The following is a 22,095-nucleotide window of genomic DNA, read 5'->3' as shown; positions in this document are numbered from 1 at the left end:
GAGCACAAGGATTACCGCATTGATCGCACTCGCAGACAAGGTCTCAAAGTCCTTTGGCGGACGCACCCTCTACTCCCAGGCAACGCTGCAGCTCAACGCTGGCGAGCGCTGGGCTCTTGTCGGCCCTAACGGCTCCGGCAAGACCACCTTCCTCAAGATCTTCATGGGCCTCGAGCCCGCCGACGAGGGTTCCGTCACCTTTGCCAAGGAGACCACCGTCGGCTACCTGGAGCAGGAGACAAAGCTCGCGGGCAAGAAGACCGCCCTTGCCGAGGTCGTCGACAGCGCCCAGGAGGTCAAGCGCTACGAGCGCCTTGTCTCTGAGCTAGAGGAGAAGATCTCCGTCACCGAGCCCGGCCCCGAGCTCGACCGCCTTCTGGAGCAGTACGGCCACGCCCAGGACCGCTTCGAGCGGCTGGGCGGCTACGAGCTTGAGAGCCGCGCGCGCCAGATCCTCTCTGGCCTGGGCTTTCCCGTCGAGGACTTCGACAAGCCTGCGGAGGACTTCTCCGGCGGCTGGCAGATGCGCATCTCCCTCTCCAAGCTGCTCCTGCGCCACCCCGACCTTCTGATGCTCGACGAGCCCACCAACCACCTGGACCTCGAGAGCGTCAAGTGGCTCGAGTCCTTCCTCTCCAGCTACGACGGGGCGGTGCTCCTTGTCAGCCACGACCGCGCCTTCATGGACGCCTGCGTGAGCCACGTGGCCGCCGTGGAGAACCGCCGCATCACCACCTACACGGGCAACTACAGCTCCTACCTCAAGCAGCGCGAGGACAACCTTGAGCAGATGCGCGCCAAGCGCGCCGCCCAGGAGCGAGAGATCGCCCACATGCAGGTGTTTGTCGACAAGTTCCGCTACAAGCCTACCAAGGCCGCCCAGGCCCAGGAGCGCATGAAGAAGATCGAGCAGATCAAGAGCGAGCTCGTCATGTTGCCCGAGGGCTCCAAGCGCGCCCATTTCCGCTTCCCCGAGCCGCCGCGCACGGGTGACATGGTCATCAGCCTCAAGGGCATCTCCAAGTCATTTGGCGAGAACCACGTCTACTCCGACGTCGACGTCACGCTTTACCGCGGTGACCACGTTGCCCTCGTCGGCCCAAACGGCGCCGGCAAGTCCACGCTCATGAAGATTGTGAACGGCCGCCTTGCGCCGGATGCGGGCACGGTCAGCCTCGGCCAGAACGTCACCCAGGCCTACTACGCCCAGCACCAGCTCGAGCAGCTCAACGAGGCCAACACCGTGATGCAGGAGATGGACGCCGCCGCCCCCACCTGGACCACCTCCGAGGAGCGTCGCCTGCTGGGCGCCTTCCTCTTCCACGGCGACGACGTGGACAAGCGCGTGGGCGTGCTCTCCGGCGGCGAGAGGGCCCGCCTGGCCCTGGCCAAGATGCTCGTCTCTCCCAACCCGCTGCTGCTCTTGGACGAGCCCACCAACCACCTTGACATCGACTCCGTCGACGTCCTCGAGCGCGCCCTCGTGGAGTTTCCGGGCACCATAGTGCTCATCTCTCACGACGAGCACCTCGTCCGCGCCGTTGCCAACAAGGTCGTGGACGTCCGCGACCACAAGGTCACCATCTACGACGGCGACTACGACTACTACCTCTTCAAGCGCGCGGAGCTGGAGGCCCGGTCGAGCGGCCAGGAGGCTCCCGCCGCTCCGGCAAGGTCGGCTGCCGCGGCAAGCGCCCCACAGGCTGACGCCACGCAGGGCAGAAACGTCAAGACCAAGGAGCAGCGCCGCGCGGAGGCGGAGGAGAGAAACCGCCGCAACCGCGCCCTCAAGAAGGAGCGCGACCGCCTGAAGCAGGTCGAGAAGGCCCTTGAGCCCGCCCGCAAGCGCTACGACGAGCTCATGACCCTCATGGCCGACGAGGCCCTCTACAACGACGCGGCCAAGTTCGACGAGTGCATGAAAGAGTACACGGCGCTCTCAAAGAAGATTCCCGCCCTCGAGGAGGAGTGGCTCGAGCTCTCCGAGAAGCTCGAGGAGGCAGCCAATGCGTAGGGCCGTGACGGGCGCGGGCGCGGCGCACGCCCTTGCCGTGGCCTGCCGCGTGCTCGCATGGCTGCTCGTTGCCCTCACCGTCTGCGACGCCGTGCTCATCGGGGCGCCCCGCTCGGCGCTGCTGGGCGTCAACGGGGCCGTCCTGCGCGCGCTCCCCGGCGCCATCAGCGGGCTCTTTGTCTTCCAGACGCCCTTTGGCGGGGTCTTCCACGGGGACTTTGCCCTAGCTGCTATAGTGTTTTTGATCTTCGACTGGCTGCTCAGCCGTCTTTCATCCTCGTTGCGCTAGCGCCACGAGAGGGGAGTCTCGCTTGCTCTATTCCACCCAACGCCTTGTCTCCATGGCCATCAGCGTGGCCCTGGTCATGTTCTCTGCCATCGTGCACGAGGTGGCCCACGGCTGGATGGCCTTGAGGCTCGGCGACCCCACCGCCAAGGAGGCCGGGCGCCTGACGCTTGACCCCAGGGCCCACCTTGACGGGTTTGGCTCCATAGTGCTGCCGCTCATCATGGCGGCCATGGGCGGCCCGGTCTTCGCCTTTGCCAAGCCGGTGCCCTATGACCCGCGCCGCCTTCGCCATCCGGGCAAGGACGACGCCCTCGTCGCGCTGGCGGGGCCCGTCTCTAACATCCTGCAGGCCCTGCTGGGCACGGCTCTCGTCTACGCCGTCTGGAACCTCGGGTATGGCGCCGTCGTCGCGGGCAACGTGCCCTACGAGGCACTCTTCTGGGCCATGCGCGTCTGCACCACCTACGTCTACGTCAACCTGACGCTTGCGTTCTTCAACCTGATCCCGCTGCCGCCACTCGACGGCTCCAAGCTGCTGCTGCCGCTCCTCAGGGGGAAGGCCAAGATGGAGTACTACCGCATCCAGCACTACGCCATGCCCATCCTCCTCATCCTGCTCTACGTGCTGCCCGAATTTCTTGGCGTGGACCCGCTCGGAGCCTTCCTGGACCTCACGGCCGGCAACCTCTACGACCTTCTGCTCTCGGGGGTGTAGCGCATGTCGTTCAAGGTGAGGACCCAGTCCTACTCCGGCCCCTTCGACCTGCTCCTGCAGCTCGTGACCAGGCAGAAGGTCACCATCGGCTCAATCTCCATCTCGGAGGTCGCCAACCAGTACCTAGCTGAGGTCGAGCGCATGGAGGATCTCGACCTTGACGTGGCCAGCGACTTCGTTCTGGTCGCGTCCACGCTGCTGGACATCAAGGCGGCCTCCCTCGTTCCCGCCGAGCCCGTCTCCCGCAATGCGGACGTCGAAGACGAGGACGACGCGGACCTCGGGGGCCTCTCTCCCGACGAGGCACGCGAGGTGCTCATCGCCAGGCTCATCGCCTACAAGCAGTTCAGGAGCGCCGGGGCCGCGCTGGGCGCGCGCCTTGAGGCCGAGGGGCGCATGCTGCCCCGCACCGTGGGTCCTGACCCCGAGTTCCTGAACCTCATGCCCGACTACCTCGAGGGCATCAGCCTGCGAAGCCTTGCCGTCATCTGCGCGGACATAGACAGCCGCCGCGAGACGTTTCTTCTGGAGGCGGAGCACATCGCGCCCAAGCGCCTGCCGGTGGCCCTCACCGTGGCCTCCGTGGACCGCCTTGTGCGCAGCATGGGGCACCTGAGCTTCAGCCAGCTCCTGGACGGCGACACCACCCCCGAGGTTGTCGTCGTCAACTTCCTGGCCATCCTCGACCTCTTCAAGCGCGGCATGGTGACTGTGCGCCAGGACGAGCTCTTCGGGGACATTGAGATCACGCACATCGAGGGCGCGGACGCCTACGAGCTCGACGAGTCGGTTCTCGCCGAGCTTGACGAGACGGACGCCGAGGCCCTCGGAAAGGACGAGTAGTGGAAGACCTAGAGAACCTTGGCTCCGACACGCTGAAGTCGCTGCTCGAGGCACTTCTCCTGGTGTCTGACGACGCCGTGGCCGCAACCGAGCTCGCCCGAGCGACGGGCGCCGCTCCCTCCGAGGTGGCGGGTGCCCTGGCGGAGCTATCCGTGGAGTACCGGGAGGCAAACCGCGGCTTCCAGCTGCGCGAGGTCGCCGGCGGCTGGCGCCTCTTCACGCACCCCGCCTACCATGACCAGGTGGCAGACTACGTGCTCTCCTGGGACACGCGCAGGCTCTCCCAGGCGGCGCTGGAGACCCTGGCCGTCATCGCCTACCACCAGCCCGTGACGCGCGAGGGCGTCCGCGCCATCCGCGGCGTCAACTCCGACGGCGTCATCGGCTCCCTCAAGGAGAAGGGCCTCGTGCGCGAGTGCGGCCACGAGGCCGACCGAGGCCAGGCCATACTCTATGGCACCACCCGCCTCTTCCTTGAGCGTTTTGGCCTCAAGTCCCTGCGCGAGCTTCCGCCGCTGGAGGACTTTGCCCCCGACGAGGAGTCCAAGCAGTTCATCCGCGAGCGCCTCTCGGGCCGCCAGATGGAGTCCACGCTCGAGGACGCCATGGACGACATCGAGGACGAGCGCGAGCTTCTGGGCGGCGACCTGGGGGAGACCGACGGCGAGACGGGCTTCTCGCCTGACGAGGTGCCTGGGGACGGCGGCGAGGGGGTGTCCGAGGATGCTTGACGAGGGCGAGAGGATCGTCCCCATGCGGCTGCAGCGCTTCCTGGCGCGAGCCGGCGTGGCGAGCCGCCGCGGCTCGGAGCGCCTCATGACCTCGGGGCGCGTGCGCGTCAACGGCGTCGTGGTGAGCGAGCTCGGCAGCAAGGTGGACCCCAGCGTCGACGTGGTGACGGTTGACGGCAGGCCCTGCTCCATCACGGAGCGCAGCCGCTACGTCATGCTCTACAAGCCGCAGGGCTACATCACCACCATGAGCGACCCCCAGGGCCGTCCCACGGTGGCCGAGCTCGTTCCCTCCAAGGAGTTCCCGGGGCTCTTCCCGGTAGGGCGCCTGGACACGGACACCACGGGGCTTCTGCTCTTCACCACCAACGGCAACCTGGGCCAGGAGCTCCTGCATCCCTCCCGCCACGTCGACAAGCACTACGTGGCCCTGGTGAGGGGCGTTCCCACCAGGCGCGAGCTCGACGAGCTGCGCCGCGGCGTCATGCTTGAGGAGGGGCCCGCGGCTCCCGCAAAGGCCGAGCTCCTCAGTGAGTCCGACCCACTCTTCTCCGTGGTGGCCCCCAACGGCGCGGGCGTCGACGGTGGGGGCAACCCCAACTCCGTGGTGGCCCTCACCATCCACGAGGGCAAGAAGCACCAGGTCAAGAAGATGCTCATGGCCGTGGGGCACCGCGTGCTGCGCCTCCACAGGGACGCCTTCGGTCCCCTCGCCCTCACCGGGGTGGATGAGGGCCACTGGCGCGAGCTCGACGAGACCGAGGTCAGCGCCCTCGAGTCCCTCTGTACCCGCTAAGACACAAGAGACAAGAAATAGGGATTGTCCCTTTTTCTCACTGGAAAGGCAGCGCAATGATCGTAGCCATCGACGGGCCGTCCGGGTCCGGCAAGTCCTCCATCGCACACGCCATCGCCGACCGCTTTGGCCTCACCTTCCTGGACACGGGAGCCATGTATCGCTCGGTGGCGGCCGAGTGCCTTCGCCTGGGCGTTGACCCGGAGGACAGCGCGGCCGTGGCGGAGGTCGCCCGCGAGACAGTCATCGAGTTCGGCACCTCCGAGGCCGGGCAGACCGTCATCGCCAACGGGCGCGACGTCACGGCGGAGATCCGCACGCCCAAGGTGGAGCTCGCCGTCTCGCCGGTCTCGGCCAACCCGGCCGTGCGCGAGGTCATGGTGGCCCTCCAGCGCAAGGTGGGGGAGACCGGCGACGTGGTGGCCGAGGGCCGCGACATCGGCACCGTGGTCTTCCCCGCGGCAGACGTCAAGGTCTTCCTCACCGCAAGCCCGGAGGCCCGCGCCCGCCGTCGCGCCGTGCAGCGCAGCGGCGGCAACCTCGCCCAAGACGCCGCGGCCACGGCCGACCCCGAGGAGGAGCGCCGCATCCTGGCGGACCTTAAGCGCCGCGACGACTACGACTCCTCCCGCGCCACCTCGCCCCTGCGCCCGGCAGAGGACGCCGTCATCGTCGACTCCTCCGACATGGGCTTTGAGGACGTCGTCCGGAAGATCGCGTCCCTCTCGCCGGCCCTTCTCGCCCGCGCGAACGCCTAGGAGGCCCCATGTCTGACCAGAAGAGCACCAAGATGCGCGCCTTTGCGGGCAACTCCTACGAGGACTACTACGACCACGCCATGGCGGACTTTCCCTGGACGGCCCGTGTGCTCATGAACATCGTGGTGGCGGCCTGCTGGGCCTTCACCAAGCTCGTGTGGCCCTGGAAGATCGAGGAGGCGGAGCTGCTGACCAAGGAAGCCCGCGGTCGCGTTATCATCCAGAACCACGAGTCCATGGTCGAGCCGGTCATCATGGTGGTCACGCTGTGGCGCGCCGGCATCCATACGCGCATTGTCTACAAGAGCGAGTTCGATAAGATCGGCATCGCCACCTGGCTCTTCTCTCGCGTGGGCGGCTTCCCGGTCTCGCGCGGAACCGCCGACATGAAGCTGATCCGTCGCGCCCGCGCGATGCTGCAGCGCGGCGAGTGCGTGCTCATCTACCCCGAGGGCACCCGCGTCAAGGACGACGCGGACGCGGAGGTCCACGGCGGCTATGCGCTCATGGCCCAGATGGCCAAGGCGCCCGTCCAGCCGGTTGCCGTCATCGGCGCCCGCAACCTGCGCTTCCGCTCCCGCGTCTGGCTCAGGGCCGGCCGTCCCGTGGAGTGGGCAGAGATCGACGCCCCCAAGCGCCGCGAGCAGGTGGCCAAGATGGAGGAGGTCGGCATGGGCCGCGTCTTCGAGCTCAGGGACGAGCTGCGCCAGGCCCACCCCGGATTGGAGTAGCCCATGGCACGCATCGTTATTGCCTCCGAGGCGGGTGCCTGCTACGGCGTGGAGCGCGCCCTCCAGATGGTCGAGCACGCGGCCGACGAGGCCACGGGTCCCGTCCATACCCTCGGCCCCCTCATCCACAACCCGCGCGTCGTGAGCGACCTTGCCGCCCGCGGCGTGACCGTCGTCTCCAACCCCGAGGAGGCCGCCGGCGGCACGCTGCTGCTGCGCACCCACGGCGTCACCCCCGACGAGGAGGCGCGCGCCCGCTCACTCTGCAGTGAGGTTCTTGACGCCACCTGCCCCTTTGTGAAGAAGGTCCACCTGGCCGCCCGTCGCCTTGCTGACGAGGGCTACCAGGTGGTCGTCGTCGGCGAGAAGGGCCACCCCGAGGTGGAGGCCACGCTCCCGCACGCTCCGGGCGCCATCGTCGTCGGAACTGCCGAGGAGGCTGAGGCCCTGGCCCCCTGCAAGAAGCTCGGCGTTGTCGTCCAGACCACGCAGTCCCGTGCCCGCCTTGCCGACGTGGTGTCGCTCCTGCTGTCCAAGGCCGAGGAGGTCCGCGTGATGAACACCATCTGCGAGGCCACGAGCGGCCACCAGGGCGCCTGCGCCGAGCTTGCCGCCAGGGCAGACGTCATGGTGGTCATCGGCGGGCGCATCTCGGCCAACACCACCCGCCTGGCAGAGATCTCCCGCGGGCTCTGCCCGGCTACGCACCACATCGAGGGCGCGGACGAGGTTCTCCCCGAGTGGTTCGAGGGAGCCGATGTCATCGGCATCACGGCGGGCGCCTCCACGCCGGCCAGCCAGATCGAGGCCGTGCGGGGCGCCATCCAAGAGATGCTGGGAGCCTAGCGCATGGCAGAGCAGAAGCGCGCGGACTACGCCTCCACCCGCCCCCAGGCCGACGGCGCCTGGGTGGCCCGCGTGGAGGAGGGAAGCCCCGCCTGGGACGCCGGCATAGAGCCCGGCATGCGGATCGTGACGGTCAACGGCGTCGAGCCGAAAGACATCATCGACTGGCGCTGGGAGGCGGACGGCGGCTGGTGCGACCTCGAGGTCTTTGACCCCACGGATGGCACCACCGCCTCCTGCGAGCTCGAGCGCGAGCCCGGCGAGGACTGGGGTATCGAGTTCACCGACGTGCTCTTCGACGGCATACGCACGTGCCTGAACGCCTGCGTCTTCTGCTTCATGGCCATGCTTCCCAAGGAGGTGCGCGCCACGCTCACCCTGCGTGACGACGACTACCGCCTCTCGTTCCTGCAGGGCAACTTCGTTACGCTCACCAACGTCACCGACGAGGACGTGGAGCGCATCGTCACCTGCGGCCTGGAGCCCATGAACGTCTCCATCCACGCCATATCGCCCGACGTGCGGCGCAAGATGATCGGAGCTCATGCCGCCCGCGGCGTCGAGGTCCTGGAGGCCCTGTGCGAGTCGGGCGTGGAGGTACACGCGCAGATCGTCCTGTGCCCGGGGCTCAACGACGGCGACGAGCTCCACCGCACGCTCGACTGGGTGGAGGAGCGCTCCAACATCACGAGCCTTGCCATCGTGCCCATGGGCTACACCAAGCACTCCAAGCGCTTCGACCGCAGCTTCTCTGACGACGTCGAGGCCAGTCGCGCCGTCGTGCGTCTCATCGAGCCTTACCAGGAGCGCGCTCGCAAGGCCCTGGGCAACACCCGCTTCCAGCTCTCCGATGAGTTTTACGTGGACGCCGACCTGCCCGTCCCTCCCGCGGAGACCTACGACGGCTACCCGCAGTTCTACGACGGCATCGGCATGCTGAGGAGCTTTCTCGACGAGTCCGCCCTCGTGCGCTCCGAGCGGGCGGGGGAGTGCAAGGCCGTGGACGCCGCGCTTGCGGAGCGGGGCCTCGGGGTCCTCCTTGTCTGCGGGGAAGCGGCCGAGAAGACCATCGCCGTCTTTGCCGGGCTCCTCTCGCCGGAGGGGCGCGTCTGGACGCAGGCCATCCGCAACGACTACTTTGGCGGGGACGTAAACGTGACCGGCCTCATCGTGAGCTGCGACCTGTTGGCGCAGCTGGCGGACAACCTCTCCGACACCGTGGTGGTCCTGCCCGAGGTCATGTTCAACTTTGACCACGTGACCCTTGACGGGGACACGCAGGCCCACATCCTGGAGGAGATCTCCCTCCGTGGCGGCACGCCCGTGATTAGCGAGCCCAGCCCCGGCAAGCTCCTTGACTGCCTGCATGGTCTTTTGGTCTAGGGCTCATCGACGGCAGAATCCCAGCTCCTAGGGGCTGAGGGGGCATGCTATCCTTGCTCTGTCTGTCTAAGAGCTAGGAGAATCCATGTCCAAGCCCATCGTAGCCGTGGTCGGCCGCCCCAACGTGGGCAAGTCCACGCTCGTCAACCGCATCGCCGTCTCTCGCGAGGCCATCGTCCACGAGAGCCGCGGCGTCACCCGTGACCGCTCCTACCACGAGGCCGACTGGAACGGCCGCGACTTCGTGATCATCGACACGGGCGGCATCGAGTCCGTCAAGTCCCAGGACGTCTTCGCCCCGCGCATCCGCGAGCAGGCGCTTCTTGCCTGCCAGGAGGCCGACGTCATCGTCTTCGTTGTTGACGGTGCCACCGGCATCACCGACGAGGACGAGGAGGTCGCGCGCATCGTCCGCCGCGTCGACAAGCCCGTCTTCCTCATCGTCAACAAGAAGGACGACCCCGCGAGCGAGCAGGACGGCCTGTGGGACTTCTACGCTCTGGGCGTCGGCGAGCCGCGCCCGCTGTCCGCCTCCCACGGCTACGGCACCGGCGACCTCCTCGACGACATCGTCGCCTGCTTCCCCGAGGAAGAGGAGGCCAACGAGGAGGAGGACATGCTCTCCATCGCCATCGTCGGGCGCCCCAACGTGGGCAAGTCCTCGCTGGCAAACCGCCTCGCCAACAAGAAGCGCTCCATCGTCTCCGACGTGGCCGGCACCACGCGCGACGCCATCGACACCGTCATCCAGTGGAAGGGCATGCCCATCAAGCTGGTCGACACCGCCGGCATGCGCAAGAAGAGCCAGGTGCACGAGGACATCGAGTACTACAGCCTGGTCCGCGGCCTGCAGGCAATCGACCGCGCAGACATCTGCCTGCTCGTGGTCGACGCCACCGTGGGCGTGACCGAGCAGGACCAGAAGGTGGCCAACATGGCCGTCGACCGCGGTTGCGGCATCGTGCTTCTCCTCAACAAGTGGGACCTCATCGACTCGCAGCAGAAGCGCGACGAGGTCATGACCTCGCTCAGCAAGCGTATGGCCTTCGCCCCGTGGATCCCGTTCATCAACATCTCGGCCCTCACCGGCCGCGCCACCGACAAGGTCCTGGCTGCCGCCGTCAAGGCCGCCGAGGCCCGCGCCCAGCAGCTCAAGACCTCGGAGCTCAACAACCTGCTGGCAGAGATTCGCGAGGGTGGCCACACCCGCTCCGAGAAGGGCCGCCGCCTCAAGATCCAGTACTGCACGCAGACCGGCTCCAAGCCGCCCGCGCTCTCCTTCTGGTGCAACGCCCCCGACCTCGTGGACGACAACTTCGAGCGCTTCATGGAGAACCGCATCCGTGAACGCTTTGAGCTCACTGGCACCCCCATCCGCATGCGCTTCCGTCAGAAGAACGAGGGGGGCGAGAAGTAGGTGCTTCTCACCACAAACCTCACCTTCTGCGTGTGGACCCTGGCCCTTGCGCTAGGCGCCTACGTGGTCTGCGGAATTCCCTTCGGCCTCGTCATCGCCAAGCGCGAGGGTCACGTGGACGTGCGCACCGTCGGTTCCGGGAACATCGGGACCACCAACGTGGCCCGCAGCGTGGGCAAGAAGGCCGCGGCCCTGACGCTTTTGTGCGACCTGGGCAAGGGCCTGGTCTGGATGCTGCTCGCCCGCTGGGTGCTGGCGGCACTGGTCTTTGGCGGCGACGCCGCGTCCCTTGACCACACCACGGTCTTTGGCGCCTCGCTCTCCCTGGTCTACATGGGCTGCATTCTGGGTCACGTCTTCTCGCCATTCCTGGGCTTCCACGGCGGCAAGGGCATAGCCGTGGGCTTTGGCGCGGCCCTGGGCCTGTGGTGGCCCGTCGCGTTGGGCCTTCTGGTGGTGTTCCTGGTCTTTGCCGTGCCCTCCCGCTACGTGAGCCTGGGCTCGGTCTGCGCCGCGGCGTCGCTTCCCATCCAGTGCGCCCTCTGGGGCTTCCCGCTCATCTCCGTGGCGCCCATCGTGGTGGTGGCCCTGGTGGTCATCTGGGCGCACCGCTCCAACATCAGGAAGCTCGCCCGCGGCGAGGAGCGTCGCTTCGCCTTCCACAAGGACGGCGAGAAGCCCGAGAGCGGCTCCGACGCCACCGATGGCTCAGGCCAGGGAGGCGCCCGCTAGTGGCGGCCGGGCTTCTCACGGCCTGCATCGTGGGCTCGGGCTCCTGGGGGACAGCCTTCGCCGGCCTCATGGCCAGCCAGGCGGCAGAGGTGAGGCTCTGGTGCCGCAGCACCGAGGTGGCGTCTGCCGTCAACGCAACGCGCAGGAACCCGCGTCACCTCACGGGCTACGAGCTGCCGGGCAACGTCATCGCCACGAGCGACGCGGCCGCAGCGCTTTGCGGCGTGGACGCCGTGGTCCTGGCCCTGCCGTCCACGCACCTGCGCGACGTCTGCCGCGCGCTCGCGCCCCACGTCGCGCCTGACGTGCCCGTCCTCGTGCTCACCAAGGGCATGGAGCCGGGCACGCATCAGCTCATGCTGGACGTCGCCGGCGCCGAGCTGGGGCACGCCGAGCGCATGGCCGTGCTCTCCGGCCCCAACCACGCCGAGGAGATTTGTCTGGGTCAGGTCTCCGCCGCCGTCCTTGCCTGCGGGAGCCCCGAGGTCGGCGAGCGCCTGCGAGGCCTCGTGGCAACCCCCTTCTTCCGCGTCTACGCCTCCGACGACGTCACCGGAGTCGAGGTCTGCGGCGCCATGAAGAACGTCGTGGCCATAGCCTGCGGCATCGCGGCCGGCCTGAGCGCCGGCGACAACACGCAGGCCGTCCTCATGACCCGCGGCATCGCGGAGATAGGCCGCGTCTCAGACGCTCTGGGCGGAAGCCCGCTCACCCCGATGGGTCTTGCCGGCATGGGAGACCTCGTGGCCACCTGCACCTCCGAGCACTCCCGCAACAGGACCTTCGGCGAGGCCTTCGTGGCCGGCGAGGGGCTTGCCGCATACGAGGCCCGAACCGGCATGGTGGTCGAGGGGGCGCACGCGGCCCAGAGCTTCTGGGAGCTTGCGCGCGAGCATGGCATCGAGGCTCCGCTCACCTGCGCCGTGCATGACGTTCTCGTGGATGGGCTCGACCTTGCTTCCGCCAGCGCGTCGCTTCTCGGTAGACTTCCACGCGAGGAGTTCTACGGCCTGAGCCGAACAACCGAATCGAAAGGGATCATCTGATGCTTGAAGACGTTCTTGTCGCCCCGTCCGTCCTGTCTGCAGACTTTGCGCGCCTGGGGGAGGACCTCAAGAGCATCGAGACGGCCGACTACGTGCACTTTGACGTGATGGACGGCCACTTTGTCCCCAACCTCACCTTTGGCCCGGACGTGCTTCGCGCCATCAAGGCCACCACTGACGTCCCCGTGGACGCCCACCTCATGATCTCCAACCCCGACGAGATGACCCGCCTGTACGTGGAGGCCGGCGCCGACATGGTGTCCTTCCATCTGGAGGCCACCAACCACGCCCACCGCATTGTCTCCTACCTGCGCGAGTCCGGCGTGCGCCCGGCCGTGGCCATCAACCCCGCCACGCCCGTCTGCATGCTCGACTCCATCATCGAGGACGTCGACATGGTCCTGGTCATGACCGTGAATCCCGGCTTTGGCGGTCAGAAGTTCATTCCCAGCTCCGTGGCCAAGGTCGCCAAGGTGCGCGCGCTTGCCAAGGAGCACGGCGTGAGCCCCATGATCGAGGTCGACGGCGGCGTCTCAGAGCAGAACGCCGGCCAGATCTGCGCCGCGGGCGCCAACGTCATCGTGGCCGGCAGCGCCGTCTTCAAGAAGGACGACCGCGCCGCGGCCATCCGCGCCATCAAGGACGCCGGCCAGCTCGGCCTTGCAAAGAGGGCCTAGGCCGGGCATGCAGACGCGCAAAACCGTATACCTGGACCACGCGGCGTCCTCGCCCCTGCGCCAGCAGGCAAGAGACGCGCTTCTTGCCTACGAGGAGGCGCCCTACGCCGGCGCCAACCCCAACTCGCTGCACACCATGGGCAGGCAGGCCGCCCGTGCCCTCGACGGGGCCCGCGCTGAGCTCGCGCGCTGCCTGGGCGGGCGCGTCCGTCCCGCGGACGTGACCTTCACCTCCGGCGGCACCGAGAGCAACAACCTCGCCGTGCTGGGCATAGCCGAGGGCGCGCGCTCCCGCGACCGCCGACGCACCTGCGTGGTGCTCTCCGCCATCGAGCACGACTCCATCCTGGACCTCGTGCCCATGCTGCACGACCGCGGCTTCGAGGTCAGGCTCGCCAAGTGCGACCGCTCCGGCGTGGTCACGCCCGAGCTCCTCGGCGAGACCCTGGACGCCAGCTGCGCCCTCGTAAGCGTCATGAGCGCAAACAACGAGACGGGCGTGGTCCAGCCGGTGGGCCAGCTCGCGAGGGCCGCCCACGCGGCCGGGGCCCTCTTCCACACCGACGCCGTCCAGGCGTTCGGGAGGATTCCGCTCGACCTCGCCAACGTCGACGCGGTGAGCGTCGCGGCCCACAAGATCGGCGGGCCCGTGGGCATAGGCGCCCTTGCCGTGCGCGGCCGCGTCCCCCTGCGCCCGATGATGCTCGGCGGCGGCCAGGAGCTGGGACGACGCCCCGGCACGCAGGACGTCTCGTCCGCGCTGGCATTCGCGGCGGCGGCCACCTGGTGCTGCGCCAACCTCGAGCAGAACCGCGCCGCCACGGCAGGGCTCGCGCACGGCCTCTACGCGCGCCTCTGCGCCGAGGGGACGGGCATCCGGCCCACTGCCGGCACCGAGGTGGGCGCAGACCGCCTGCCTGGCATCGTGAGCGTGGTCGTGCCCTCCATGGACTCCGAGACCCTCATCCTCGCCCTCGACCAGCAGGGCTTCGAGGTCTCGGCGGGGTCTGCCTGCTCGTCGGGGTCGAGCGACCCCAGCCACGTGCTCTCGGCCATGGGCATCCCCAGAAACGACGCCTTGGGCTCGCTTCGCGTCTCCTTTGACGAGAGGTGCCCCAGGGAGGACCTCGACGCCTTTGCGGACGCGCTCCTGGCAATCGTGGCAGCGGGCCGCGCAAGGTAGCGGCGCATCAACCAACACAGGAACATCGGTGCCCCACGGGGCATAGGGAAGGCAGGAACAACCATGAGCGAATCCACCGCGCTCCTCAGGCTCCAGGAGATTGACCTCGCGCTGCTGAAGGACGCCTCCACGCTTGCGGGCATGCCCCAGCAGGCAAAGCTCAAGAACATCGCCGCGGCTCGCAAGAAGGTAGAGAGCCAGCTCACCAAGATCTTGGGCCAGCGCAAGGACGCCCAGATCGAGCTCGACGACCTTAAGGACGCCCTCCAGCACTACAAGGACGTGACCGCTGAGGTCCAGGCGGAGGCCGTCGAGGGCACCAAGACCCACCGCGAGGTCCGCGACATCGAGCTCTCCCTCACGCACCTTGCCAAGCAGATCGAGAAGACCGAGTTCGAGCTCCCGGTGCGCCAGGAGGCCCTCGACAAGCTCGTTCTTGCCGAGAAGAACGCCAACCTGATGCTGGAGCGCCTGGACGCGGAGCGCGAGGCCACGCAGGCCTCCTACGACGAGGAGTCCGCGGAGCTCAAGGCCCGCATCCGCTCGCTTTCCGCCGAGCGCGACCGCGAGAGCGCCCAGGTGGGCGCGGCCATGATGGAGCGCTACGAGGCCGCCCGCAAGCGCTTCCGTGGCCTTGCGGTGGAGACCCTGGTGGGCAACGTCCCCACGGTCTGTCGCGTCAAGCTGCAGCCCAGCCAGTTCCACGACCTCTCCCACGGTCCCGAGGTCACCGAGTGCCCCTACTGCCACCGCATCCTCATCGCGACCGAGCAGGGGGAGTAGCCTTGCCGTCCGAGTCCAGGCACGTCCTTCTCGCCGTCTGCGGCGGCATTGCCGCCTACAAGGCGTGCGAGGTGCTGCGCGGCCTGCAGAAGGCCGGCTGCGAGGTGCGCGTCACCATGACGGCCGACGCGGAGCGCTTCGTGGGGCCCGCCACCTTCGAGGGCCTCACCCGGCACGCCGTGGCGGACGACCTCTACGGCTACCCCGAGACCGCCATCCCGCACGTGGACCTCGCGGAGTGGGCCGACCTCGTGGTGGTGGTGCCCGCCACGGCCAACGTCATGGCCAAGATGGCCGCGGGCCTTGCCGACGACTGCCTTAGCACCACGCTTCTGGCCGCCGCCTGCCCCGTGCTGGTGGCCCCCGGCATGAACGTCCACATGTGGCAGAACGCCGCCACCCAGGCAAACCTGAGGACGCTCAGGGCCCGCGGCGTCGGCTTCGTGCTTCCGGTGGAAGGGCGCCTCGCCTGCGGAGACGTGGGCGCGGGCAAGCTCGCCGACGTTGAGGACATCGTCTCTGCGGCCCTGGCCGCCCTCGACGCCCCGCGCACGGAGAAGGACCTCCAGCTCACCAGGATCCTCGTCACCGCGGGACCCACGCACGAGGCCATTGACCCCGTGCGCTACATCGCCAACGCCTCGACCGGCAAGATGGGCTACGCCATCGCCGCCGCCGCGGCCCGTCGCGGGGCCCAGGTGACGCTCGTCTCTGGCCCCACGGCGCTCGAGGTGCCCGAGGGGGTCGTCCGCATGGACGTCACGAGCACCCAGGAGATGTACGAGGCCGCTATGGCGGCGTTTCCCGGGTGCGACGCGGCCATCTGCACGGCCGCCGTCGCCGACTACACGCCCGCCGCGCCCGCGGACCACAAGCTCAAGAAGGCCCACGAGCACCTGGACTCCATCGAGCTCGTCGAGACCAGGGACATCCTTGCCTCGCTCTGCTCCCAGAAGGGCGAGCGCGTCGTCGTCGGGTTTGCCGCCGAGACCAACGACCTTCTCTCCAACGCGCAGGCCAAGCTCGCGCGCAAGGGGGCGGACCTCATCGTCGCAAACGACGTCTCCCGCAGGGACTCCACCTTCGGCGCGGACACGAGCCGCATCGCGCTCGTCTCGCCCGCGGGCGTCACGCAGCGCGAGACCAGGCCGCTTTCCGAGGTGGCAGACGATGTCCTGGACGCCACGCGCGACCTTCTGAGGGGGCGTGCCTAGGTGAGCGAGAAGACCCTCTTCCTCGGCTGCCACCTCTCCACGAGCGGCGGCTACCTCGCCATGGGCAGGACCGCCCTGGAAATCGGCGCCAACACCTTTGCGTTCTTCACCAGGAACCCCCGAGGCGGCAATGCCAAGCCCCTGGACGCCGCCGACGTCTCCGCCCTGCGCGAGCTCATGGACAAGAGCGGCTTTGGGCCCCTGGTGGCCCATGCGCCCTACACCATGAACCTGTGCTCTGCCAAGGCCGAGACCGTCGAATTCGCCCGGCGCGCCATGGCCGAGGACCTCGAGCGCATGGAGTCCCTTCCGGGCAACTACTACAACTTCCACCCCGGCAGTCACGTCAAGCAGGGCGCCGACAAGGGCATCGAGCTCATCTGCGAGGGCCTGAACCAGGTCCTGGTTGCCGGCCAGAGCACCCGCGTGCTGCTGGAGACCATGGCCGGCAAGGGGACCGAGGTCGGGCGCACCTTCGAGGAGCTGGCCCGCATCATCGACGGCGTGGGGCACGACGAGCTCCTGGGCGTGTGCCTGGACACCTGCCACGTCTCTGACGGCGGCTACGACATAGCGTCTGACCTGGCCGGCGTTCTCGACGAGTTCGACCGCGTCATCGGCCTCGACCGCCTGTGCGCCCTGCACCTCAACGACTCAAAGAACCCCGTGGGCTCGCACAAGGACCGCCACGAGCGCATCGGCGAGGGCGCCCTGGGCGTAAGGACCTTCTCGGCCATCGTGGGCGAGCCGAGGCTGTCCGGGCTTCCCATGATCCTCGAGACGCCCAACGACCTGCAGGGATACGCTGGCGAGATCGCGCTGCTGCGCAGGCTTGCAGCCGAGGGAGATGTCAGATAGTGGGAATCCTCATAGGCCTGGAGTACGTCGGGCACGAGTGGCCCGGCAAGCACGTGCTCAGCGACCAGACGCTCGGCATCAACGAGGGCGAGCGCATCGGCATCGTGGGCAAGAACGGCGACGGCAAGTCAACGCTGCTGGACATCGTGGCCAAGCGCCTGGAGCCCGACGAGGGCTCGGTCACCTGGCGCGGCGGCATCCACGTGGGCTACCTCGGCCAGACCGACCAGCTCGGCGATGACGAGACGGTCGGGCACGCCGTGGTGGGTCAGACCCCCGACTACGTCTGGGCCTCCGACCCGCGCATCCGCGGCATCGTGGACGAGCTCATAGGGGACCTTGACTGGAACGGCCTGGTGGGCGAGCTCTCCGGTGGCCAGCGCCGCCGCTGCGACCTGGCCCGCCTGCTCGTGGGCACCTGGGACGTCATATGCATGGACGAGCCCACCAACCACCTTGACATGCAGGCCATCGAATGGCTGGCGGACCACCTCAAGGCCCGCTGGCCCCAAGGCCAGGGCGCGCTCCTGATGGTCACGCATGACCGCTGGTTCTTGGACGAGGTCTGCGAGCACATGTGGGAGGTCCACGACCGTGAGGTCACGCCCTTCGAGGGCGGCTACTCAGCCTACATCCAGCAGCGCGTGGAGCGAGACCGCCAATCCGCCGTCATTGAGGAGCGTCGCCAGAACACCCTGCGCAAGGAGCTCAATTGGCTCGCGCACGGCGCAAAGGCGCGCACGAGCAAGCCGAAGTTCCGCATAGAGGCCGCCCGAGCCCTCATCGCCAACGACCCGCCCCTCAGAAACCCGCTCGAGCTCAAGCGCCTTGCCGTGAGCCGTCTGGGCAAGAAGGTCATCACCATGAAGGACGTCGAGTTCTCCTACCCGGGCGCAAGCGCGCCCGTGGTGGAGAGCCTCGACTGGCTCATCGGCCCCGGCGACCGCTACGGCATCCTCGGCGCCAACGGCGCGGGAAAGTCAACGCTTCTCAAGCTCATGACGGGACACCTCCAGCCCACGCGCGGCTCCGTGCAGATAGGCGCCTCGGTCAAGTTCGGCTGGATGAGCCAGCACCTGGACGCGCTCTCCGACAAGGAGGACTGGCGCGTGCTGGAGATCCTCTCCCGCTACAAGCACAGCTATCTCGTGGGCGGCAAGATGCTGTCCCCCACGCAGCTGTGCGAGCGCCTGGGCTTCGAGCAGCGCGAGTTCCAGAACTTCGTGCGCGACCTCTCCGGAGGCCAGAGGCGCCGCCTGGCGCTTCTCTGCGTCATCCTTGACGAGCCCAACGTGCTGGTGCTGGACGAGCCCGGCAACGACCTCGACACCGACATGCTCGCTGTTCTGGAGGACCTGCTGGACTCCTGGCCCGGAACGCTTCTGGTGGTGAGCCACGACCGCTACCTCATGGAGCGCGTGACCGACGACCAGTACGCCCTCATCGACGGCCACGTAAGGCACTGCCCCGGCGGCGTTGACGAGTACCTCTCGATTCTGTCCAAGGCAGGCGCCACCGCTACCGGCACGAGGCCTGGCGCCGCCGCTGCCTCGCCGCAGAAGCCCGCGCGGCAGCCCTCAGACGGCCTTTCCAACGCCGAGCGGCGCGAGCTCAAGAAGCGCTTTGACGCGGTGACCCGCAAGCTCGACAAGCTCCGGGGCGAGCCCGACCGTCTCCGCGCCGAGATGGCCAGCGCCCCCGCGGACGACTTCGAGAAGCTCATGGCCCTCCAGCAGGAGCTCGACGCCACCCTGGCCCAGACGTCCGACCTCGAGGACGAGTGGCTGGAGCTCTCCGACCGCCTCGGCCTCGACTAGTCCCGCAAATTGGGGACGTGTTCGTTTTTGCGCAAGCGAGGGACAGGTTGAAAGCCTGTCCCTCGCGTTTTCATACCGCTCGCCGGAGGCGGAGCAATCCCGGGCATGCGCGGGGAAGACAATCTCCTAGGGTCCCGCCACCGCTCAGGAGGTTGCCATGCAACAGGCCTACTACGACGTCGCCATCATCGGGGCGGGCGTCTCTGGCTGCGCAATAGCCCGCGAGCTCACTCGCCTTGACGTGCGGACATGCGTCATCGAGGCGGAAGACGACGTCTGCTGCGGCACGTCCCGCGCCAACTCCGCCATCGTCCACGCCGGCTTTGACGCCCAGCCCGGCACACTCATGGCCCGCCTCAACGTCGAGGGCACTTCGCTCATGCCGGACCTCTGCCAAGAGCTTGACGTGGACTTCAGCGCAATAGGCTCCCTGGTGGTCTGCACCGACGAGAAGACCCTGCCTGACCTCCACGCCCTTCTGGAGCGCGGACTCGCAAACGGTGTCCCCGACCTGCGCGTCATTGGGCGAGAAGAGCTTCTGGACATGGAGCCCAACGCATCCGACGCCGCCGTCGCCGCACTCTGGGCCCCTACCGCAGGCATCGTGAACCCTTTCCAGCTCACCTGCGCGCTGGCCGAGAGCGCCGCCGCAAACGGCGTCGAGTTCCGCCTTGGCGAGCGGGTCTGCGGGCTCTCGCGCGGCGCAGGTGGCTCCCCGTGGCAAATCTCAACCAACAAAGCACAGCTCAAAGCACGTGTGGTGGTCAACGCAGCCGGCGTGCGAGCCGACGAGGTGCACGCCATGGCCAGCGCCACGCCACTTGCCATAACACCTCGCCGCGGGCAGTACTACGTGCTCGACACCTGTGCCGGCACTCACGTCCGGCACACCGTCTTCGCGCTGCCCACGCGCCTGGGGAAGGGCGTCCTCGTGACCCCCACCACGGCCGGAAACCTCCTCGTCGGCCCCACCGCCGAGGACATCGGCGACAAGGACGGCGTCGACACCACGGCAACAGGCCTCGCCGAGGTGCGCGAGAAGGCCGCCATCACCGTGAGAGACGTTCCCTTCCGCGAGTGCATCCGCACCTTCTCCGGCCTGCGCGCCCACCGCGAGGAGCATGACTTCCTCATCGGAGAGGCGCCCGATGCCCCGGGCTTCGTGGACTGCGCGGCCATAGAGTCCCCGGGGCTTTCCGCCTCTCCGGCGATCGGGCGGCACGTCGCGGGCATCGTCGCGGGCATTCTGGGCAACCCGCCGCTGCGCGAGGGGTTCGTTGCAACCAGAAGGGGCATTCCGGACGTGGTGTGCATGCCGCGCGAAGAGTGGGCCGCCCTCGTGCGCGAGCGGCCGGACTACGGTCGCGTTGTCTGCCGCTGCCGCACCGTCACCGAGGGGCAGATCGTCGACGCCATCCGTGCCGTACCAGGCGCCCGCAGCGTGGACGGCGTGAAGCGCCGCATTGAGGCCGGCATGGGCCGCTGCCAGGGCGGATTCTGCACTCCAAAGATCATGGAACTGCTTGCCAGGGAGGTCCCCGGGCTCGAGGAAGGCTCCGTCACCAAGGACGGCGCCGGCTCGCCCCTTGCCCTCGGCCGGACCAAGGAGGTCGATGCCTCGTGAGACCGAAGAGCCGCTACGACGTCATCGTCATCGGCGGAGGTCCGGCAGGCCTTGCCGCCGCCGCATCCGCCCAAGGCCACGGGGCCAATGACGTCCTGGTCATAGAGCGTGCCGAGCGCCTGGGAGGCATCCTCAACCAGTGCATCCACAACGGCTTTGGCCTCATCACCTACGGCGAGGAGCTGACCGGCCCCGAGTACGCCCACCGCGCGGAGCTTGCCGCCCGCGAGGCCGGCGTCGAGGTCCTCCTGGACACCATGGTCCTCTCGGTGGGCAAGGACAGGACCGTGACCTGCGTGGGCGCCGGGGGCCTTCTCGCGCTGTCCGCCGGCGCCGTGGTCCTGGCCATGGGCTGCCGTGAGCGCCCCGCGGGAGCGCTCGCCATACCGGGATTCCGCCCCGCGGGCGTCTACACCGCAGGCTGCGCGCAGAGGCTCGTCAACATGGACGGGCTTCTCCCCGGACGCGAGGTCGTCATCCTGGGCTCCGGTGACATCGGCCTCATCATGGCCCGTCGCATGACCCTCGAGGGGGCGCACGTGGCCTGCGTGGCGGAGCTCATGCCCTACTCGGGCGGCCTCAAGAGAAACATCGTGCAGTGCCTTGACGACTTTTGCATCCCGCTGCTGCTCTCGCACACCGTGACAAGAATCGAGGGCCGTCGGCGCGTTGAGGCGGTCTGGCTCTCGGAGGTGGGGACGGACGGTCGGCCCGTGCCCGGCACCGAGGTTCGCTACCCCTGCGACACGCTGCTGCTCTCCGTGGGGCTCCTGCCCGAGAACGAGCTCTCCCGAGAGGCGGGCGTGGCCCTGTCTTCCGTCACTCGCGGCCCCGAAGTCTCGCAGTCGCTGGAGACGAGCGTTTCCGGCGTCTTTGCCTGCGGAAACGTCCTTCACGTCCACGACCTCGTGGACTACGTGACACAGGAGGCCGAGGCCGCGGGGGCCAGTGCGGCGCGGTTTGCCACGGGCGGGGAGAAGGCCTTCTCCTCTGGCGGCATCGTGCCCGTCACGCCCGCAGGCGCCGTGCGCTACGTGGTGCCCCAGAGGCTTGACCTGGACGCCCTTCCCCAGGCGGTCACCTTCCGCTTCCGCGTGGGAGCCCCCGTGGACGCCGCCATGGTGAGCGTCGAGGCGGGTGGAAGAACGCTCCTGCGACGCCGTCGGCCCATCATGGTCCCCGGCCAGATGGAGCAGCTGACCATCGGTCGGGAGGACCTTCTCGCCGCCGGGGACTACGGGGTGACCATCAGAGTGGAGGGAGACGGTCGATGAGCGACGTCAGAAGGCTCACGTGCATTCGATGCCCCCGAGGCTGCCAGCTCGAGGTGGTCGTGGAGGGCGGCTCGGTGGCCTTGGTCACGGGCAACGCCTGCCCTCGAGGCGCCGCCTACGCCGTCGACGAGGTCTGCCACCCCATGCGCTGCGTCACCACGACGGTGGCCGTCGACGGCTCGCCCCTGGACGCGGTCGTCTCGGTCCGCACGGCAGGCGACGTCCCGCGCGAGAAGGTCACGGACGTGGTCAGGGCGCTCTCGGGCGTCCGCCTGACCTCGCCCGTCCACGTGGGGGACCTCGTCCTTGCCGACGTCTGCGGCACTGGCGTTAACGTCGTGGCAACGAGGGAGGCCTGACCCGG

At 68.3% G+C, this 22,095-nt stretch carries 22 protein-coding genes; all 22 read left to right on the top strand.

Annotated features, from left to right (window positions below; all coding sequences use genetic code 11):
* Positions 1-19: 19 nt before the first annotated feature.
* The 22 genes from DXV50_RS03570 to DXV50_RS03465 all read left to right on the top strand — a co-directional run bounded on the left by DXV50_RS03570 (position 20) and on the right by DXV50_RS03465 (position 22,090).
* The gene (locus DXV50_RS03570; RefSeq protein ID WP_117204828.1) at positions 20-2,014 is read left to right on the top strand and encodes an ABC-F family ATP-binding cassette domain-containing protein; all 1,995 of its coding nucleotides are present in this window, start codon (positions 20-22) and stop codon (positions 2,012-2,014) included.
* Positions 2,007-2,303 (top strand): hypothetical protein, encoded by a 297-nt coding sequence (locus tag DXV50_RS03565; RefSeq protein ID WP_117204827.1) that lies wholly within the window; start codon positions 2,007-2,009, stop codon positions 2,301-2,303. The genes DXV50_RS03570 and DXV50_RS03565 overlap by 8 nt, the downstream gene beginning before the upstream one ends.
* 22 nt (positions 2,304-2,325) lie before the next feature.
* Complete coding sequence (locus DXV50_RS03560; protein WP_232817444.1) at positions 2,326-3,018, top strand: site-2 protease family protein; 693 nt, start codon at positions 2,326-2,328, stop codon at positions 3,016-3,018.
* Positions 3,019-3,021: 3 nt separating this feature from the next.
* Complete coding sequence (locus DXV50_RS03555) at positions 3,022-3,861, top strand: segregation and condensation protein A (protein WP_117204826.1); 840 nt, start codon at positions 3,022-3,024, stop codon at positions 3,859-3,861.
* Positions 3,861-4,592: an SMC-Scp complex subunit ScpB gene (gene scpB, locus DXV50_RS03550; protein ID WP_117204825.1), complete on the top strand. Its 732-nt coding sequence runs from the start codon at positions 3,861-3,863 to the stop codon at positions 4,590-4,592. The genes DXV50_RS03555 and scpB overlap by 1 nt, the downstream gene beginning before the upstream one ends.
* Positions 4,585-5,388, top strand: coding sequence for a pseudouridine synthase (locus DXV50_RS03545; protein WP_117204824.1), 804 nt, complete (start codon positions 4,585-4,587; stop codon positions 5,386-5,388). The genes scpB and DXV50_RS03545 overlap by 8 nt, the downstream gene beginning before the upstream one ends.
* Before the next feature lie 56 nt (positions 5,389-5,444).
* On the top strand, positions 5,445-6,146 hold the full coding sequence (cmk, locus tag DXV50_RS09840) for a (d)CMP kinase (protein WP_117204823.1): 702 nt from the start codon (positions 5,445-5,447) through the stop codon (positions 6,144-6,146).
* An 8-nt stretch (positions 6,147-6,154) separates the two neighbouring features.
* On the top strand, positions 6,155-6,877 hold the full coding sequence (locus DXV50_RS09835; RefSeq protein WP_232817443.1) for a lysophospholipid acyltransferase family protein: 723 nt from the start codon (positions 6,155-6,157) through the stop codon (positions 6,875-6,877).
* Between the two features lie 3 nt (positions 6,878-6,880).
* Entirely contained in the window at positions 6,881-7,723 is an 843-nt protein-coding gene (gene ispH, locus DXV50_RS03530) for a 4-hydroxy-3-methylbut-2-enyl diphosphate reductase (RefSeq protein ID WP_117204822.1), read from the top strand.
* Positions 7,724-7,726: 3 nt separating this feature from the next.
* Positions 7,727-9,106, top strand: a complete 1,380-nt coding sequence (locus DXV50_RS03525) for a DUF512 domain-containing protein (RefSeq protein WP_117204821.1) — start codon at positions 7,727-7,729, stop codon at positions 9,104-9,106.
* Between the two features lie 85 nt (positions 9,107-9,191).
* The gene (gene der / locus DXV50_RS03520) at positions 9,192-10,523 is read left to right on the top strand and encodes a ribosome biogenesis GTPase Der (protein ID WP_117204820.1); all 1,332 of its coding nucleotides are present in this window, start codon (positions 9,192-9,194) and stop codon (positions 10,521-10,523) included.
* Positions 10,524-11,255: a glycerol-3-phosphate acyltransferase gene (locus DXV50_RS03515; RefSeq protein WP_232817442.1), complete on the top strand. Its 732-nt coding sequence runs from the start codon at positions 10,524-10,526 to the stop codon at positions 11,253-11,255.
* Entirely contained in the window at positions 11,255-12,301 is a 1,047-nt protein-coding gene (locus DXV50_RS03510; protein ID WP_117204819.1) for an NAD(P)H-dependent glycerol-3-phosphate dehydrogenase, read from the top strand. Before DXV50_RS03515 ends, DXV50_RS03510 begins: the two co-directional genes overlap by 1 nt.
* Positions 12,301-12,978 carry a ribulose-phosphate 3-epimerase gene (gene rpe, locus DXV50_RS03505; RefSeq protein ID WP_117204818.1) on the top strand — a complete coding sequence of 226 codons (678 nt, stop codon included), beginning with the start codon at positions 12,301-12,303 and terminating at the stop codon, positions 12,976-12,978. The genes DXV50_RS03510 and rpe overlap by 1 nt, the downstream gene beginning before the upstream one ends.
* Before the next feature lie 7 nt (positions 12,979-12,985).
* Positions 12,986-14,161 (top strand): cysteine desulfurase family protein, encoded by a 1,176-nt coding sequence (locus tag DXV50_RS03500; protein WP_117204817.1) that lies wholly within the window; start codon positions 12,986-12,988, stop codon positions 14,159-14,161.
* Positions 14,162-14,224: 63 nt separating this feature from the next.
* Positions 14,225-14,944: a zinc ribbon domain-containing protein gene (locus tag DXV50_RS03495; protein WP_117204816.1), complete on the top strand. Its 720-nt coding sequence runs from the start codon at positions 14,225-14,227 to the stop codon at positions 14,942-14,944.
* Between the two features lie 2 nt (positions 14,945-14,946).
* On the top strand, positions 14,947-16,158 hold the full coding sequence (coaBC, locus tag DXV50_RS03490; protein WP_117204815.1) for a bifunctional phosphopantothenoylcysteine decarboxylase/phosphopantothenate--cysteine ligase CoaBC: 1,212 nt from the start codon (positions 14,947-14,949) through the stop codon (positions 16,156-16,158).
* A complete protein-coding gene (locus DXV50_RS03485; protein WP_117204814.1) occupies positions 16,159-17,016 on the top strand; it encodes a deoxyribonuclease IV in 858 nt (285 codons plus the stop codon). It begins immediately after the preceding gene.
* The gene (locus tag DXV50_RS03480) at positions 17,016-18,833 is read left to right on the top strand and encodes an ABC-F family ATP-binding cassette domain-containing protein (protein ID WP_117204813.1); all 1,818 of its coding nucleotides are present in this window, start codon (positions 17,016-17,018) and stop codon (positions 18,831-18,833) included. Before DXV50_RS03485 ends, DXV50_RS03480 begins: the two co-directional genes overlap by 1 nt.
* 157 nt (positions 18,834-18,990) lie before the next feature.
* Positions 18,991-20,457 (top strand): NAD(P)/FAD-dependent oxidoreductase, encoded by a 1,467-nt coding sequence (locus tag DXV50_RS03475; protein WP_117204812.1) that lies wholly within the window; start codon positions 18,991-18,993, stop codon positions 20,455-20,457.
* Positions 20,454-21,731, top strand: a complete 1,278-nt coding sequence (locus DXV50_RS03470) for an NAD(P)/FAD-dependent oxidoreductase (RefSeq protein WP_117204811.1) — start codon at positions 20,454-20,456, stop codon at positions 21,729-21,731. Before DXV50_RS03475 ends, DXV50_RS03470 begins: the two co-directional genes overlap by 4 nt.
* Positions 21,728-22,090: a DUF1667 domain-containing protein gene (locus tag DXV50_RS03465; RefSeq protein WP_117204810.1), complete on the top strand. Its 363-nt coding sequence runs from the start codon at positions 21,728-21,730 to the stop codon at positions 22,088-22,090. The genes DXV50_RS03470 and DXV50_RS03465 overlap by 4 nt, the downstream gene beginning before the upstream one ends.
* Positions 22,091-22,095: the final 5 nt, after the last annotated feature.

The organism is Paratractidigestivibacter faecalis (assembly GCF_003416765.1).
In the GTDB taxonomy this organism is placed as follows: Bacteria; Actinomycetota; Coriobacteriia; order Coriobacteriales; family Atopobiaceae; genus Paratractidigestivibacter; species Paratractidigestivibacter faecalis.
The sequence above is the reverse complement of the archived record's forward strand: the minus strand, read 5'-3'. Positions and strand labels throughout refer to the sequence as shown.